The 17,069-nt window shown below is 45.3% G+C and carries 18 protein-coding genes; 9 read left to right on the top strand and 9 right to left on the bottom strand.

The features are described from left to right. Positions 1–217: 217 nt before the first annotated feature. From SK54_RS18935 to SK54_RS18915, 7 genes are all read left to right on the top strand, one after another. Entirely contained in the window at positions 218–748 is a 531-nt protein-coding gene (locus SK54_RS18935; protein WP_045909837.1) for a hypothetical protein, read from the top strand. A gap of 9 nt (positions 749–757) precedes the next feature. Next, positions 758–1,033, top strand: coding sequence for a hypothetical protein (locus SK54_RS22220; protein WP_071531696.1), 276 nt, complete (start codon positions 758–760; stop codon positions 1,031–1,033). Positions 1,034–1,540: 507 nt separating this feature from the next. Continuing rightward, positions 1,541–1,939 carry a hypothetical protein gene (locus SK54_RS18930; protein WP_045909836.1) on the top strand — a complete coding sequence of 133 codons (399 nt, stop codon included), beginning with the start codon at positions 1,541–1,543 and terminating at the stop codon, positions 1,937–1,939. Then, the gene (locus SK54_RS22665; protein WP_162963996.1) at positions 1,936–2,112 is read left to right on the top strand and encodes a hypothetical protein; all 177 of its coding nucleotides are present in this window, start codon (positions 1,936–1,938) and stop codon (positions 2,110–2,112) included. The genes SK54_RS18930 and SK54_RS22665 overlap by 4 nt, the downstream gene beginning before the upstream one ends. Then, a complete protein-coding gene (locus SK54_RS18925; RefSeq protein WP_045909835.1) occupies positions 2,109–2,399 on the top strand; it encodes a hypothetical protein in 291 nt (96 codons plus the stop codon). Before SK54_RS22665 ends, SK54_RS18925 begins: the two co-directional genes overlap by 4 nt. Next, the gene (gene mobC, locus SK54_RS18920) at positions 2,369–2,755 is read left to right on the top strand and encodes a plasmid mobilization protein (RefSeq protein ID WP_048247774.1); all 387 of its coding nucleotides are present in this window, start codon (positions 2,369–2,371) and stop codon (positions 2,753–2,755) included. Before SK54_RS18925 ends, mobC begins: the two co-directional genes overlap by 31 nt. Further along, positions 2,736–4,199, top strand: a complete 1,464-nt coding sequence (locus tag SK54_RS18915; protein WP_048247772.1) for a relaxase/mobilization nuclease domain-containing protein — start codon at positions 2,736–2,738, stop codon at positions 4,197–4,199. The genes mobC and SK54_RS18915 overlap by 20 nt, the downstream gene beginning before the upstream one ends. A 53-nt stretch (positions 4,200–4,252) precedes the next feature. Here SK54_RS18915 and SK54_RS18910 read toward each other — a convergent pair whose 3' ends face one another. The 9 genes from SK54_RS18910 to SK54_RS18870 all read right to left on the bottom strand — a co-directional run bounded on the left by SK54_RS18910 (position 4,253) and on the right by SK54_RS18870 (position 14,462). Further along, on the bottom strand, positions 4,253–5,242 hold the full coding sequence (locus tag SK54_RS18910; protein ID WP_045909832.1) for a GTP pyrophosphokinase: 990 nt from the start codon (positions 5,240–5,242) through the stop codon (positions 4,253–4,255). Then, a complete protein-coding gene (locus tag SK54_RS18905; protein WP_021553249.1) occupies positions 5,242–6,330 on the bottom strand; it encodes a nucleoid-associated protein in 1,089 nt (362 codons plus the stop codon). Before SK54_RS18905 ends, SK54_RS18910 begins: the two co-directional genes overlap by 1 nt. Then, positions 6,327–6,803, bottom strand: a complete 477-nt coding sequence (locus SK54_RS18900; RefSeq protein WP_045909831.1) for a DUF4231 domain-containing protein — start codon at positions 6,801–6,803, stop codon at positions 6,327–6,329. Before SK54_RS18900 ends, SK54_RS18905 begins: the two co-directional genes overlap by 4 nt. Before the next feature lie 542 nt (positions 6,804–7,345). Next, complete coding sequence (locus tag SK54_RS18895) at positions 7,346–8,092, bottom strand: SAM-dependent methyltransferase (protein WP_045344611.1); 747 nt, start codon at positions 8,090–8,092, stop codon at positions 7,346–7,348. Between the two features lie 10 nt (positions 8,093–8,102). Beyond that, positions 8,103–8,360, bottom strand: coding sequence for a YjhX family toxin (locus SK54_RS18890; RefSeq protein ID WP_017694448.1), 258 nt, complete (start codon positions 8,358–8,360; stop codon positions 8,103–8,105). A gap of 260 nt (positions 8,361–8,620) precedes the next feature. After that, positions 8,621–10,558 (bottom strand): putative bifunctional diguanylate cyclase/phosphodiesterase, encoded by a 1,938-nt coding sequence (locus SK54_RS18885; protein WP_048247770.1) that lies wholly within the window; start codon positions 10,556–10,558, stop codon positions 8,621–8,623. A 17-nt stretch (positions 10,559–10,575) separates the two neighbouring features. Continuing rightward, a complete protein-coding gene (locus SK54_RS18880) occupies positions 10,576–11,070 on the bottom strand; it encodes a putative pterin-binding protein (protein WP_023303170.1) in 495 nt (164 codons plus the stop codon). A gap of 383 nt (positions 11,071–11,453) precedes the next feature. Further along, entirely contained in the window at positions 11,454–13,238 is a 1,785-nt protein-coding gene (locus SK54_RS18875) for a diguanylate cyclase (RefSeq protein WP_045142022.1), read from the bottom strand. Positions 13,239–13,352: 114 nt separating this feature from the next. Further along, positions 13,353–14,462: an AI-2E family transporter gene (locus SK54_RS18870; protein WP_017383139.1), complete on the bottom strand. Its 1,110-nt coding sequence runs from the start codon at positions 14,460–14,462 to the stop codon at positions 13,353–13,355. A gap of 157 nt (positions 14,463–14,619) precedes the next feature. Between SK54_RS18870 and mmuP the strand changes: the two genes are divergently transcribed. Next, positions 14,620–16,020, top strand: a complete 1,401-nt coding sequence (gene mmuP, locus SK54_RS18865; RefSeq protein ID WP_048247768.1) for an S-methylmethionine permease — start codon at positions 14,620–14,622, stop codon at positions 16,018–16,020. Continuing rightward, complete coding sequence (gene mmuM, locus SK54_RS18860) at positions 16,007–16,939, top strand: homocysteine S-methyltransferase (RefSeq protein WP_047062327.1); 933 nt, start codon at positions 16,007–16,009, stop codon at positions 16,937–16,939. Before mmuP ends, mmuM begins: the two co-directional genes overlap by 14 nt. Positions 16,940–17,069: the final 130 nt, after the last annotated feature.

Here is a 17,069-nt window from a genome sequence, read left to right as displayed (position 1 = left end):
ATCAATAATGCTATATTGATAGGTTTTGACAATCAAAAGTTACTTCATCGATCGGTATTTAATTGGTTGTAACGATCGATGGATCGTAGTTGATAGTTATAAGCTATCGGGGCGTGTTTTTCGATCGGTACAAACGATATGACGCTAAAGCAATTTAATTGAATTCTAAGGCGTTTACAGATCAAGCGTAGATTTGTGTCATTGGTGAGGAAAAGATATGCGTAAACTTATGTTAGTAGCGGGTGCGGCTATCCTGCTGTCGGGTTGTGGTGAAAAAGGTGACTTTGAGAAAGCGATAAATGCCAAGATCGGGCAGGCCAGATATTGCTTCTCACTGGGGGATAACAATACCAGTTTCCCCGTCCGTCTTGCCAAACCTCGACTTGACCCGACTGGTACAGGGACGAATTCGATAATCCTTGATGGATTTATTGAACAAGGAATGATGGTTTTTGATAAAGGCTATGAATTCAATGTATTAGGAATAACAGACGAAGGAAAAAAGGCTAAAGTTTGGAGCACAAATGATGGTGCCTGTGTAGGTCGTCGGGCTGTTGACGAGATTAAGGAATGGACAGAGCCGGGTAACGGCGGCCAGAAGGTTGTTCGCGTATCCTATACGTGGAAGCTTGTTGACGTTCCGAGCTGGATTGACAAAAAAGCGTTCGCCAGCGTCAAGGGAATGAATGAACCTGCTGATGCTGCCATGAATCTCGTTAAAACCAGCAATGGCTGGAAAGCTAATTGAGGTGGCATTATGGAAAACAATACGATTAAGTGCCCATTTTGCCTAAAAGAGAGTCAGCGTGGCGTTCGTGTCTGCACCGGATGTCAGGCGTCCGTGCTATATGGGACATTTCCCGGCTGGTATGCCGCAGTGATCATTCTGTTGGCTTTTGGTCTATCATTTCTAATCGGAATGTCCACAGGCATGGCAGGAGCTACTATTAGCTTACCGCTAATATTTGCTGTTGGGTATGTTGTAGGCAAGGCTATATTTTCTAACAGTATTATATTTAGAAGAAGAATGTAAAACTGTCCTGCCTTTCAAGGTGATGGCTCGCAGTGCGAACCATCACCTATCTAAAGTTTATTCCTATCGTGTGTCATCAAATAATATATCGGAACCCACTGACATAAAAACTGTCAGCGGGACCCCGCGATATATTACTTGACGATTTGGCTCCGCTGCGATTTTTTCGCACAGCTACCAGAAAGACAATATATTATCACTCTATCTTTTATTTGCATTTTATTTGTCGTACAGTGTATTTATTTATGTAGCCGCTATTGACTAGTTTTTTAGATCGGTTATTTATTTAAATATAAGTTGAGTTCAGCTTTGTTTTTTTGTTTTTCGGAAACTGAGGCAAGGTGTAATAGCGTATCCGCTATTTACCCAATCCTTCGGATTGCCCTATCTCGCTTTGCTCGTAGGGTTGAAAAAGATCTACCCTTCCGCCTATTCCCCTTATCAAAGGGGAGGCGGTAAACCATACAGTTTTACATTGGATATTATAAATATACAGGAGTATTTAATATGCATGAAGATTTTGAAAATTTCGATAGTAGGTTAGCTGTATATACAGATAAAGATTATTTCTTAGAATGTAATGCTTTTTATTTTAATGATGAACAATATAAAAAATCATTAAAGATGTATTTTGATTTAAAATATATTTACCATGATGAGTACAAAGCTATTAATGCATTAAGTGATATTTTATATCAAAGATGCTTTTTTTACATACAAGCAAACGCAGAGTTAGATGTTAATAGAGATAGTCTTTTTACTACATATACAGATTATTTTGTAGATCAAGGAATAATTAAGAGGGTATATGATTTTATATGTAATAACGATACTGATGAACAATATGCTGCACTTACTTTTATTTATTCTGATTTGTTCAATAAAAACGGAGGAGAAATATTATGATGCTTATGTCTGTAGCAATGGTAATACTTTGTATTATGCTCGGTGGTTTTATGATTAGAAGCTGTACAGGAAAAACAAATTCTTCGAGTGAAGCAAAACAAGCAATCTCAGATGTTAGAAAAATAATCGATAAGAAATCTCTCATAAAATATAAAAGGAATAATAGAACATGAATGTAGAAAACTTAATGAATAGTATGACTATAGAATATAAGCTCGAAATACTTGCAAGATTTTTTTATTACATAGAACAAGATAAAGATATACCTTTTTTCGAAATAAATATTGATGAGCGAGATTTATGTTATTTTGTGGCTCATAGATATATACAAGAGAATAAAGCTGATGAGCTTATTGAAGCATTAATTATTGAAAATGATAACGACTACATAAGAGCAACTGATGATTACATTATACAGAGGAATAAAGAATGCAAACAGACAGGAAAAGAGGACGTATAGAGTTAAATCAAGAAGAACGCAGAGATATATCTATACAGTTCAGAGTAAACAAAGCAGAGTTTGAATATTTAAAAGAACTTGTGGAAGTATCAGGGCTTGAAAGAGGTCATTACATTAGAAAAGAAATTTTAAACTCTGAACCTATTGTTAAAAGAAAAATGCCTGAAGTAAATCAAAAAACATATATGCAGCTTTCAGCTATAGGAAACAATATAAATCAGGCTGTTAAAAGGTTAAATGGTAATGAGTATTTTGAAAAAAATGAAGTTGATAAACTTATGTTTAATATAAAGCAAGTTAGCAGAAGGATATTAGAAATAAACAAGGATCTAAATTATGAAGGGATACGTAGCTAAATCAGGTAAATCTTTTAAAAACAGAGTTAAATATATATTAAAAGATGATCATGATTTCATTTGTAGCAATATGGCAAGTGATTATAATAATGTTAGTGATTTAACTGATGAGTTTAAAACTGTAAGCAGTTTTAGGCAGGATATAAAAAAACCTGTGTTTCATGCATTTTTATCTCTTCCAAAAGATGAAAAATTAACAGATGAAAAATGGCAGGAGATAGCAAAAGATTATTTGAAAGAAATGAATATCGATATAGAAAAACATCAATATATTTGTGTGCGCCATAAAGATACAGATCAAGACCATATTCATATTGTAGCAAATAGGGTTGGCTTAGATGGTTCGGTATGGCTTGGTCAACACTCAGCATTTAATACAATAGCAGCTTGTGAACGTTTAGAAGTAAAACACGGCTTAACCATTACTAAAGGCTTACAAGGGCAAAAATCAGAGGTATCAGCACCAACCAAAGCAGAGATAGAGCAAGCCCTACGCAAAGGTGAGAAACCAGCTCGTATCGTTCTACAGAACGCATTACAGGCGGCTATGTTGGGTAAACCAGATCTGCAGACGTTTATTGACAGAGTGCAGGCCGTAGGCATTGAACCTTGGTTCAATGTTGCCAGCACTGGCAACGTGGCGGGTTGTTCTTTCAGTGTGGGAGATGTGGCCTTCAAAGGTTCGCAGTTAGGTAAAAAATACAGTTGGAACACTATAAAAAACAAGGTGAAATATGACAAAAATAGAGATGATGAACTCATTAGAAGATTCGCAGCAAGAAAAACATATGACGAAAATAGTATTAGACGATCATTTGTTGAACCAAATATCAATGACGATAGAACCATTATCAGAAACGATGATGATATTATCGGAGTCAGTCAGCACAGCTTTAAACCAGACACAACAGACACTAACAAGAGTGAACAACTCATTAGAGGCAACAACAACCGCTTTAAACTCAGCGAAAAATACAATAGACCAACAAACCCAAAAGTTAGAAGAACAACACAAAAAGCTGCACAAGTACTCAACAGAGTTAAAAAACAATACCATAAAGAACCAATCAAAACTTATAATAAAAGTATCTTCAATAGTAGGGGTTCTAAACTTAGCAGCGGTTCTATTGGTAGGATACTTGATCATGCAGAAACAGCAAACGCAGCCACAAATAAATTTAGACTCAAGAGCGGTAGCCGTGTCAATAGCAGAGCAACTAAGCTCGAAGAGATGAGATATAGGCTGGGAATAAAAAAATCAGTTATTCAGTCTAAAAATAAAGAGAAGACCATGAAAGAAGAAATAAAGAAAAAAACATCTTATTCTTTTTATTATGAAAATAGATTCAAATCGAAACTAAAAGAAAATCTCAAGAAAGAACAAACTAAAACGCAACAGGAAGACGAACAAAATCTATACTACGGTGGATTTAAACTATGGTAAATAAAGGATTTGCGTTAAAAACACATTTGCGGCATCAGTCATCTTTGAAATAATTAAGTCACCCTACTAAGCGCGACGCCAATATCCATTGCCATATCACTAACTATATCCCATGGTAATGGCCATTCAGATTCAAGGGTGCTTTTTCTCCTTCGAATTAACCAATAAACAAATAAAACAACGCTCTGTTGATAAAATTTATTGGTAGCCATTTTTTCCTTAATAGTTTCGCCAAGTTGGGGATTCTTCCCAATAAACTTAATCATCTCCTCTTCAAAGTTATCATTAATAATATGCTCAAAGGTATCATATATAATAACAGATGAGTTTTGTTTTATAGGTTGTACGCCTGTTATTTGTTCAAAGAGAGTGTCCAAAAATGACTCGTTTTTGAGTATATTTTCCGACTCAGTTCTATCCACAACCTTTTGAAAGAATTCATCTGCCGTTTCGATAAAAGCCATTGTTTTAGCAACGGTACGAACAACATCAGGTTCTATAATTGTTTTTTTCTTGTAAATGGCATCATGGGTTAATTCAGCATATGCATGCTGAAGCAGAGACCGTACCTGAACCTCACAAGGGGTGTTTTCATGAATGAGAATACCTCCATGTGTAAATGCTCTTTTATTTCGGATGATAAAATGATGAGATTGATAGGTGAAGAGCATTGGCGATTCTCTACGCTCCTCATTATAGTTTCTACACTGCGTAGCATCCCAACCTTCTTGAACGGCAACTTGTTTAATAACCTCGCATACTTTTTCAACGTCAGTTTGGAGCATTACGACAAAGCGAACACCTACCTTATCTTCAATATCATTATAAGGATTTTTGTACGCTTTATTACGATATAAGGCTTTATCAACTAAAGACCCATCATCTTTAACTCTGTGATTTACTGGTATTTTAAGATAATTCTTAAGATCTACCTTAAGAGATTTGATAAGCGCTTCTGATATAGAACTAACAATATACTGACCCCAAGCGCCATACATCGCCTTCTCGGAATGCCATTGCTTGAGGAATTCAGTCTCAGTCATTATTGATCTACTATTCTGTCTTTAACAAGAATTTTTGTCCAAGTTGGTCTATAACCATCTTGACCTGCTTCACCCTCTACAGTTTCAATAGAAACAAACTCTTCAAAGATTTCTGATGGTGCGCTGATTCGAATGTTTTTACTAAATTTTAAACGCCTATTCTTTAATTTGCTAGAGATGTACTGCGTATCTTTTATGAATGGACCAACCGGAAAATCATAATCGTCTAAATAGTTCCTAAAATTATCTACATCTGCTGTTGACATATATGAGCCAGCAAATGCCATAGGATCAACTTTTTGTGATTTACCTGCTTTTAGGTCTGCGTATAAGACGTTGTGTAAGTGGGTTCGCTCTTCTTCATCAATATCCATTTGATTTATAAAATCACATGCTATTTCAAAATAACGTTTTGTTGTTCTGGCACTGGTTGCTGGGTAATCACAACCGAGGAAAGTTTGATAAAAATACTGAGCAGCAGCTTTACCGTCAGATTTATCAATCTGATAATCAGAAATATGTACGGCCCATTGTTCACTTAAGGTGCTATCATTTTTTACGTTTTCACGTTTAAAAAATCCGGCAGACTTATAAAGTTTGGTTGAAGGCGTAAGTAGTAGCTCTTTTACATGTTTTAAAGAAATAATGCCTGTTTTTTTATCTTGCCATTTTTCGTATCCACTGTATAAGTCAGCTTTGATAATGCCTACAAAAGGAAGCTTGTTATATTGATAGGTGGCGCTGAAAACAACAAGTATACCTCCGGACATGCCTCTACGTGTTTGTGCTTTTGATAAATTTTTAGCAATTTCATAACTGTTATTTATAAATTCTACATCATTACAACCATGTAAAATATTTACGTAAAACGGAGTGCTTTCTGTCTTTTCGTTTGTTATCACCATTTCCACAGCAGAAGAATCATGCCCAAGAGAGTTATAAATTCTTTGTTTAAAATCGCTCAAAGCATCTTCATCAAAATTTATTAACTCCGTGCCTTTGCCCGGTAATACTTCCTTCCCATCTTCACCTCTTGGAAAGATCTGATGAATAGCTATTTTATCAACTTTTAAATGCACGAAGTTCATGATTGCAACTCTTTGATATTTTGTGTTATTTTCGATGATTCAATGTCGGAACTGAAAATATTTGCCCACTCACTGCCGTCTTTTTCCCAAACTGCTTGATAAGCATTGAAAAGTTCTTTAACTCTCAACTTATCTTCATCGCTATCAGTGAGGATTTTTAATTCGTTATCTATAAGATATAAACCAAAAAGTGTATTTTTTTGTCTCATCCAAAGTTTTTTAAAATCAAAGATAGCTACCCAACCATTAATGAGAGTTAATGATACACCCATTATAAGTGCAATATTCTTTTGAATAGCAGCATGATTAGGCCATTCTAAACCAACTACAACGGTAATCGATGCACTTAAAATTATAGAACCAGCTGTAAAAAATTGAAAAAAACGCTTATTTCTTCTGCATTTAGCTTTGATGGTGGTTATTTTGGTGTCAACCATGTCCATAAGTATGGTTCTTGCTGTATTGCTTGTCATGTAGTCTAACCAGAAAAATGAAAGTATATTTATCTAAGTTATAGAGCAATTTATTGATTTGATTGAAAATGTCAATTCTTTTCATATTATTTTGTCTCGAACTTCACTATTGTTTATGTTTTTCTTAGAGTTGCTCTTTTCAATAGAGCTAATAGTTGATGCTGCAATAATACAAATGAATATAGTAACCAAGAGTTACTATTTGCGAATGTGTTTCCTTAGGATGGCATATGGAATCCACGTTAGTCTAAAGTTCAGGTTGATTTCCCGCAGACAAGACAACTAGATTAATGGGGGTATTTTTGGGGGTATATAAAAGATGAAATGAAACATTCCCATGTAGAATCAATGATATGCCTTCCTTGTTTGAATCCTATTATCGCACCATCTAAATCAAATAGTTACCCTACATTCCAGTAAATCTCATTCTCAGATCATGGCAGCAAATGTTGCTAATGGCTGCACATTTTCGCGTCATCGTTTTGTACCTCAAAGAAGTTGATCGGCGGCATAACCCTAAAGGCTATACCGCCAGCGCCATGTTATCGCGCCATTAACGCAAACACTCCCCAGCCAAAGTACTCCCGCGTGTACGTCACATGACGTTCAGGCGCTATCGTCAGCTCCGCCCGAACTTCCTGCGCGAAGTCATCGTCTGGGTTTTCCTCCAGCCAGCGCCGCATGGTCATCCATTTTGCGGCTTCGTACCTGTCCCAGCCTTCCTGATCAGCCAGCACCATTTCAACCAGGTCATAGCCCTGTTGATCGAAAGACGCAACCAGACTGGGCAGAGTGAGAAAGTCTGCGATCGACGAGACGCCGCAGGCCTGGGCTGTCTCCTCCGTCGCAGGTACCTGACGCCAGTACGGTTCGCCGATGAGCATTATTCCCCCGGGCTTGAGGCTTTTTGCCAGCAGATCCATTGTCCCGGCTACGCCCCCCGCAATCCAGGTTGCGCCAACGCAGGCCGCCACGTCACATTTTTCATTCGCGACGTAGCCGGCCGCGTCGTTATGAATGAAATGGACGCGTTCGCTGACGCCGAGTTCCTCTGCGCGCCGCGTGGCCTGCGCGGTGAAGAGCGGGCTCATGTCGATGCCGGTACCGGTAATACCGTAATCACGTGCCCAGGTACAAAGCATCTCTCCCGAGCCGCTGCCGAGATCGAGAATGCGTGTGCCTGGCTTCATGCGTAACACGCGGCCCAGCGTCGCGTACTTCTCTGGTGTAAAGGGGTTATGAATGCGGTGTTTGCTTTCGCTAACAGTAAAAATACGTGGGATATCCATCATCCTCTCCTTAACGATTATCAGGCTGAGCGCGAACATTGTTCAGCCCCGTAGTGTTAATGCGGTAGGGCTGACCGTTAACGGATTTGATCAGCTTTTTGGTTTTGAGCTTTTTGAAAACGGCGAGCGTGCAGTCAGCCAGCAGTAGCCCTTCGCGGCTATAGCATTCAACGGCGGTGACGCGGCCAGAGTTATCGCGGACGTGCACAATACGGCCACCTTTGGCGAGAACGTGTAAGGTACGTTGTTCCTGACGGGATAAATTCATACTGGAAAACCTGTTTAATCATCATGTGCAAAACGTGCAAACACACAGCGGTGTCCGCATACGATTTCGGCGCATTGATAATCAGTCCGGCCTGGAAAGGTCGGGAAGCTGATTATCGGATGATTACATTCTCCAGCATCAAAGCCTCGGATTGAGTTGATAGGTATTTACGGGGTGAATGATAACACCTGGTTATTGTCAGTGAATACCCAGGGGTGAAAAATGTGATCCCGGTTGGTATCGGGCTGAGGAGAGGGGGATCATTCCTGGCCGCTCTTAATTTTGCTGTCGACCTGAGGCTGTGGTTTGCTGAAAAGATATCCCTGCACAAGCTCGCAACCCAGAGCCTGAAGCCGCTCAAGCTGCTCTTCGGTCTCAACGCCCTCGGCAATGACGCCCATATTAAGGCTTTTAGCCATACCGGTAATCAGCTTCACAATATTAAGCGCATCTTCTTGCGTAGATATCGGATTGACAAAAGATTTATCGATCTTGATTTTATCAAAATTCAGTTCGCTGAGTCTGGAGAGCGACGAATAACCTGTGCCAAAATCATCAATAGAAATTCTTACGCCCAGTGAGCGTAGTTTTTTGAGGATCGCAATGGGGTTATTTCTGTCACTGAAGAGGGAAGACTCTGTGACCTCTAACTCAAGACGGTTAGCCGGGAGCCCGGTCTCAGCCAGAACGGACTGCACCGTATTAATAAATGATTTGCTGCCCAATTGAACAGGCGAGACGTTGACGGAGATCCTGGCCGGAACAGCCCAGGAGACCGCCTCCCTACAGGCCAGTTTAAGTACAGTTTTACCTATCTCGTTGATCATGCCTGTTTTTTCAGCGGCGAAAATAAAGCTATCCGGGGAGAGCATCCCCTTGACGGGGTGCATCCAGCGAATAAGCGCTTCATAGCCGTAAATTTCCTTGCTGATGGAATTCACAATAGGCTGGTAATAAACAATAAACTCATCATTCTCTATTGCTCTTGCCATATCATTTTCAAGGGTTCTGCTTTCCTGCAACTTCTGTAGCATTCGCTGGCGGAAGACTTTGATTTGCTGAGAACCTTCTTTCTTGGCTTCATAGAGCGCCAGATCGGCAAATTTATAAAGGTAATCTGAACGTCGTTCGTTATCCGATAAAACAATACCCACACAGGTGGCTATTTTTATAAGTTGATTATTAATTGTATAGGGCTTGCTGATGCTATCACTGATTTCTCGCGCGCGTGAAACGGCTGCGGCTTCGGTTAAGCCACTGGAGAGAAACGCAAATTCGTCGCCGCCCAAACGATAAAATGTCTCTGAAAAGCGGCTCAAAGCGTTAAGGCGCGTGGATACCTCACGTAACAGTAAATCGCCAGCATCATGACCGTAGGTATCATTCACCTCTTTGAACCGGTCTAAATCGAATAACATCACCGTGACCGAAATATGTTTTTCCTCAGCCTGTAGATTAAGTTTATTGAGATCATCCCAGAAGAAAAGACGGTTTTTCATGCCGGTAAGGGAGTCATGATAAACATCGTATTCCAGTTTTGTATTCTGGATTTGCAGGGTTTCTTTGGACAGCTGAAGTTCTTCAGCCAACGTTTTAACCTGTGTATGTGCTTTGAGGATGTTTTTATTTTGATAGATAATCAAAAAGCCCAGTATGAAGCTTAAAATAACCAGTAACAGCGAAAGTGCTGAATAAATATAATACAGAACCTGTATTTTTAGGTTAGTTTCATTGATTGTATTAACATCTTTTGTTAAAGCCGTTGATGAAAGCTGGCTTAGCGGGGCATCCAGTGAATGCATATTTTTCAGATAGAGCTTTAACTCTGAACGGCTCATTTTCTCAAGATGACCATCCAGATAGTTCAGTATCTTTTCCAGGCGTAAGGCGAGCGTCTGATGCGCTTTTTCGCTGTTTATATAACGACCCAGACCGCCCTCTTTCAATAAATCATTCTGGCTCAGCATGATTTCCAGGCGCATGCGAACCTGGTCTACCGTAACGTCATCAGTCTCGGTTGCGTACAGTCCAATCCATGATTCAAATCGGTAATATTCAGATACCAGTTGGGCTACAGACCAGGACTCAGTGTAGTGAGTCAATTTTTGCAACTCTTGCTGACGATCGTAGACAAGAAATGCTATATATCCCGTAGTGATAAAAAGAGAAAAAATGATACCAACCAGTATCCTGTTCATTATGTTCTCCTGAACTACTATTCAATCTTCATTTTGCTGACCTGCCATGCCGATCGCGAGTAATAAATCTGATTATTGAGTTCAGGAAGACTGTCATAAGGGTAGACGATGAATGACGGACCTTTATCGCGGATGCGCATATATTCGCCATTGACCTTTAACGCCAGGATGGCGTTGTATTTCTGGAAGTCGCTGAGAGGGATGACGGTAGTGTAATCATTGAGTGCAACCACATTCAGAACAGAACCCTTAGCACCCACATACTCCATGAGTTTGCGCATCGGGATACCCTCAAATTTCGTGCGGCCATTATACCAGGGAGAGGTCGTCTGGAAACTCACCATCCCCAGTTTTTCCAGGCTGGCAATATCAAAAACGGCTTTTCCATTTTCGTTCGTATTTTCTATATTACCGGTAATGGTTAAGATGGGTTTGCCCACAGGCTTTGGCAGTTCGCCAGCCCAGCTTAAACTTTGTACCAAAAAGCAGCACAGCATTAGGATTATTCGCATATTGGCCTCCTCTTTTTAACAGAAGTATAAGAATTATAAGTTAATTATCCTATAAGTTTGTCTATTTTGTTGAACGCCACGGCTTTTTGCAAACGATACTTCATTAAATGTATTAAAATCAAATGGATAATCGTTGTTTGCCCCGTGATTGCAGACCTCTGGCTGGAGCTTACGTTTTTTAAAACATTAAAACTCAGTGTAATTAGCCACCCGGGTTTAAAAAATGATCGCTTTGATTTATTGATATATTTACGCACCCCCATTTTTTATCAATGGTGGCATCGTTAAGATGAATTTATTTGTACAAAGAATGATAACGCACCCTCAATGTGAGGGAATAAGAGAGTGCGCGTACCTCTGACGTCATTTGCACTGAGTTTCGGTTAACCCGTCTCCAGCATACTGAAACTGACGATCCGCGAGCGCCCCAGCTCTTTCGCCCGGTAAAGCGCCACGTCTGCCGCGCGCAGCAGGTCGTCGCTTTGGGCGTGCTGCGGGTAACTGGCGATCCCGATCGACACATCCACTGGGCCAATCTCAGCAAGCCCATAGCGCAGCGACAGCGTATGGACGCCGTTATAAATCTCAGTTGCGCAGGCGTGAGCCGCTTCCTCATCCGCACCCGTTAGCAGCACCAGAAACTCTTCGCCACCAAAGCGGAAGGCCAGGCCGGCATCGTGCACGGCACGCTGAACAATTGTCGCCACGCTCTTAATCACATGATCGCCAGCCTCATGGCCGAAGCGATCGTTAATGCTTTTAAAGTGATCGATGTCGATCATCATGCAGCTCACCGGCTCATCATTGCGCATTGCCTGAGCTATCTGAGTGCGCAGGGTATCTTCCAGGTGGTGGCGGTTACGCAAGCCGGTGAGCGGGTCGAATAGCGCTTTTTCCAGCAGGGCATCGCGCAGACGCTGGTTGGCCAGCGCCAGACCCAGGGCTTCCGCCATTAATTCGAGATATGCGCGGGACGGCGCCGTTTCAGGCGTGATGTTCTGAAACGACAGCAAACCAATGGCTTCCCCCTGCGCAATGAGCGGCACGCACAGTGAGCTGTCTTTTTGTGATTCAGGCAGATGCTGGCAACCGATATCCGGCTCGCCGTTGACCGGTGGGTGGCTCTGACCACGGCGTATGGCCCAGCATTGATCGGGGTGGAAAGCATTTTTTTCTCCCTGTGGAGATAACCATTCCGCCGCACAGCGCATCTCCCACGGGTTTCGATCCAGAATATACAGACGTCCGGCGACACCCGGCGCAATGTTGGGAGCAAACAACTCTGCCACCTCAATCACGTCGCTGACGTTCTCGCATCCCTGCAAGCGCTGGGTCATTCGCGCGAGCAGCTCGCGGATGGCCCAGTCTGCGTCGCGTTCTTTTTCAAGCCGCTGCCTTGCCAGCCCGTTCTCGCGGAAAATGCGAATGGCCTGCGCCATATCGCCTATCTCATCGACCTGGTTGAAATTGGGCGTTTCGACGCCGTAATCCTGTGAGGCCAGGCGGTGAACCACATCGCTGAGGCGCACTACCGGGCGCAGCACGCGGTGCTTGAGAATAAAGCCCATCACGAATAAGAAGAGCAGGGCGGTCAGGCCGACCATCACCTCTGAGGCGGTACGCAGCGTTTTCGACGTGTTGGTCGCCGCCTGGACATCGGCAATAATGCGCTTATCCAGCAGCATACGAAAATGGTCAATCTTGCTCTGGGCGCGTTCCGTTTCAAGTTCGTAGATTTTGCCGAAGAGTAACGCAATGGCCTGTTGTTCCTCACCCCGGGCGACGCTGGCAATTGCTGCCTGCTGTTCATCCTGTAGGCCATCAACAATCTTCAGCCCTTCATACAGCAGCGCCAGCTCTTCGCCCGTTGCGCCCGTATCTTTTAACTGTCCCACTTTGTGTTCAATATTCTTCAGTTCACCTTCTTTCGCCTGGTACGCTTTCAGCACATCGGGCTCTTTTTTGATGGCGTAAAGGCGCGCTAAGTCGGAGAGCATCCAGGTTTCTGCTTCAATCTCTTCCGTAAGCTGGTCAAAAATTTGTCGTTGCTTAACAGCCTGACGCTCTACGTTGTCGGCATGGGAAGCCATCAGCATGACGATACCGGAGGCAATGGTCAGGCACACCGTGACACCATAGGCCCAGTTTGTGATCGTGGCGATTCGCACCTGTTGGATCCTTCTACGACAAATGTGGAAGAGCGTTCATTTCAGATTATAGAAAACCCCTGATTTATCGCGAAAAAAAAGGCGGCACAGGGCCGCCTGACAAAACGCGTTTCGTTAGAGATCCGGAGGGTTTTTTCCCTCTTCGATAAAGTCTGCGTCCAGCTCCTCGGCGTTGCCTGCGTGGTCGCGGCCGGAGAAGAGGTTCCAGCAGGCGATAAACAGGGCGGCAATCAGCGGCCCAATCACAAAACCATTAATGCCGTACAGCTCCATACCGCCGAGCGTGGTGATCAGTATCAGGTAGTCCGGCATTTTGGTGTCTTTGCCCACCAGCAGCGGACGTAAAAGGTTGTCCACCAGCCCGACGATAATGACAAAAAAGCCCACAATGAACAGACCCTGCCACAGCTGGTGAGTGGCAAACAGGAAGATCGCGGCGGGAACCCAGACGATAGCCGAGCCGACGGCGGGCACCAGGGAGAGGAACGCCATCAGCGCTCCCCACAGTACGCTACCGTCAATACCGACGATGGCAAAGGCGATACCGCCAAGCGTACCCTGAACCACTGCCACGACCGCCGTACCTTTTACCGTGGCTCGTGAGACGCCGACAAACTTAGCGAACAGATGCTGTTTGGCGAAGTCAGACAGCGGCAGCGAGTCGAGGATCTGGCGCACCAGATAGGGCCCGTCTTTGAGCAGGAAAAACAGCAGGTACAGCATAATGCCGAAGCTAATAGCAAAGCCGAACGTCCCTTTACCAATCAGGAACGCGCTTCCCGCCAGATACTGTCCACCCTGTAACGCGACATCGGAAAGCTTTTTCTGAATCTGCGCGGCGTTGGTCAGGTTGTGATCCGCCAGGAAGCCGCTGGCCCAGTCCGGCAGTCGGTTGAAAATACCGGCGATGACTTCCGGGAACTGCGTGTTGTTCTGTTGCAGCTTGGTGTAAACCATGTTCAGTTCCACCGCGAGCGAGGAAAGGATCACCATCAACGGAATAAACACGATCAGGCAGATAATGCCGAGTGTGAGGAGGGAAGCCAGCCCGTTGCGATCGCCCAGCGCGGTACGCAGTTTGTTTTTCACCGGGTTGAAAATGATGGTCAGGATCGCGGCCCACAGAATCGCCGAGAAATAGGGTGACAGCACGTCAAAGAAAGCCCAGGTAACAAGGGCCAGGATGAGAATAAAGAAACCTTTGGTCAGTCCGTTAAATCGCATAGTGAGTCCTGGTGAAGAAGAAACTGTGTCGACTATAGAACTGATTTAAAGATTTACCAATAATTGCGCCGAAGTCGTGCCGGGTGGCTTTTTGTTAACAATCGCGGTATAACACCCTTCTTTGGATGTTTAGATGTCCATACGTTTAGAAGGTAATATGCAAACAGAACAACAAAACGGGCAGCTTAAGCGCACCATGAAAACCCGTCACCTGATTATGCTCTCGCTGGGGGGCGTTATCGGCACAGGGTTATTCTTCAATACCGGATACATCATTTCGACAACCGGCGCGGCGGGCACGCTGCTGGCGTATCTTATTGGTGCGCTGGTGGTCTGGCTGGTTATGCAGTGTCTGGGCGAGCTTTCCGTAGCGATGCCGGAAACCGGCGCGTTCCACGTCTACGCCGCTCGTTATCTCGGCCCGGCGACAGGGTATACCGTGGCGTGGCTCTACTGGCTTACGTGGACAGTGGCGCTGGGATCGAGCTTTACCGCAGCCGGGTTCTGTATGCAGTACTGGTTCCCGCAGGTTCCTGTCTGGACGTGGTGCGTCGTCTTTTGCGTGGTGATTTTTGCTCTTAACGTCATTTCCACGCGCTTCTTCGCCGAAGGGGAATTCTGGTTCTCGCTGGTGAAAGTCATCACCATCATCGCCTTCATTATTCTCGGCGGGGCGGCGATCTTCGGTTTTATCCCGATGCAGGACGGTTCACCGGCGCCGGGCTTAAGCAACCTTACTGCCGAAGGCTGGTTCCCGCACGGCGGTCTGCCGATCCTGATGACCATGGTGGCGGTCAACTTTGCCTTCTCCGGAACGGAGCTTATCGGCATCGCCGCAGGAGAAACGGAAAACCCGCACCAGGTTATTCCGGTTGCTATTCGCACCACCATCGCCCGGCTCATCATCTTCTTTATTGGCACCGTGTTTGTGCTGGCGGCGCTGATCCCGATGCAGCAGGCTGGCGTGGAGAAAAGCCCGTTCGTGCTGGTGTTTGAAAAGGTCGGCATTCCGTATGCGGCGGATATCTTTAACTTCGTGATCCTGACGGCGATCCTCTCGGCGGCGAACTCGGGCCTGTACGCCTCTGGTCGTATGCTGTGGTCTCTGTCTAACGAGAAAACGCTGCCGCGCTGCTTTGCCCGCGTCAACAAAAACGGCGTGCCGCTGACGGCGCTCTCCGTTTCCATGCTGGGCGGCGTGCTGGCGCTGTTCTCCAGCGTGGTCGCGCCGGATACGGTGTTTGTGGCCCTGTCAGCCATTTCCGGTTTTGCGGTGGTGGCGGTGTGGATCAGCATCTGCGCGTCACACTTCGTGTTTCGTCGCCGTCACGTGCAGTCCGGGCAGCCGCTTTCGGCGTTGCAGTATCGCGCGCCATGGTATCCGCTGGTGCCCGTGCTTGGCTTTATCCTCTGCCTGGTGGCCTGTGTCGGCCTGTGGTTTGACCCCAGCCAGCGTATTGCCCTTTATTGCGGGCTTCCGTTTGTCGCCCTGTGTTATGGTGCGTACTACCTGACCCGAAACCTGACCACGCAGGAGCCTGAACATGTCGCAGAATAATCCGCTTACCGCCCTCCTTGAAAACCAGCCGTTTGTCGTGCTGGATGGGGCGATGGCAACGGAGCTGGAAGCGCGCGGTTGTAACCTTGCCGACAGCCTCTGGTCGGCCAAAGTGCTGATGGAAAACCCGGAGCTGATCCGTGACGTGCACCTCGACTATTACCGCGCGGGGGCACAGGTGGCGATCACCGCCAGCTATCAGGCCACGCCTGCGGGCTTTGCCGCACGCGGGCTCGACGAGGCGCAATCGCGGGCGTTGATTTGCAAAAGCGTAGAGCTGGCACGCAAAGCGCGGGAAGCGTACCTGGCAGAGAATGCGCAGGCGGGCACGCTGCTGGTGGCGGGGTCGGTAGGGCCGTACGGCGCGTATCTTGCCGATGGATCTGAATATCGCGGAGATTATGTGCGTCGCGCTGAAGAGTTCACCGCGTTCCACCTTCCCCGCGTGGAGGCGCTGCTGGATGCGGGCGCGGATCTGCTGGCCTGTGAAACGCTGCCTTCTTTCCCGGAGATTAAGGCGCTGGCGGCGTTGCTGACGGCGTATCCTCGCGCCCGGGCATGGTTCTCATTTACCCTGCGTGACAGCGAGCATCTGAGTGACGGGACGCCGCTGCGGGATGTCGTTTCTGCGCTCGAAAGCTATCCACAGGTTGTCGCGCTGGGGATCAACTGTATCGCGCTGGAAAACACCACCGCGGCGCTGACGCATCTGCACAGCCTGACGTCGCTGCCGCTGGTGGTCTATCCGAATTCCGGCGAGCATTATGATGCGGTGAGCAAAACCTGGCATCACCATGGTGACGCCTGCGAGACGCTGGCGGGGTATTTACCGCAGTGGCTGGATGCCGGTGCGAAGCTGATTGGCGGCTGCTGTCGCACCACGCCGCAGGATATTGCTGCGCTGACGGTTCAGCGCTGAGGTCTTTGCCGGGTGGCGGCTGCGCCTTACCCGGCCTACAAATTGCACGAACCGTAGGCCGGGTAAGCGCAGCGCCACCCGGAGAAACAACCGCACAAAATTCACTATCCTTTCCCGCTTTTTTTCTAAA

This window comes from Enterobacter sp. MGH120 (assembly GCF_001037725.1).
GTDB lineage: Bacteria > Pseudomonadota > Gammaproteobacteria > Enterobacterales > Enterobacteriaceae > Enterobacter > Enterobacter hormaechei_C.
The sequence above is the reverse complement of the archived record's forward strand: the minus strand, read 5'-3'. Positions and strand labels throughout refer to the sequence as shown.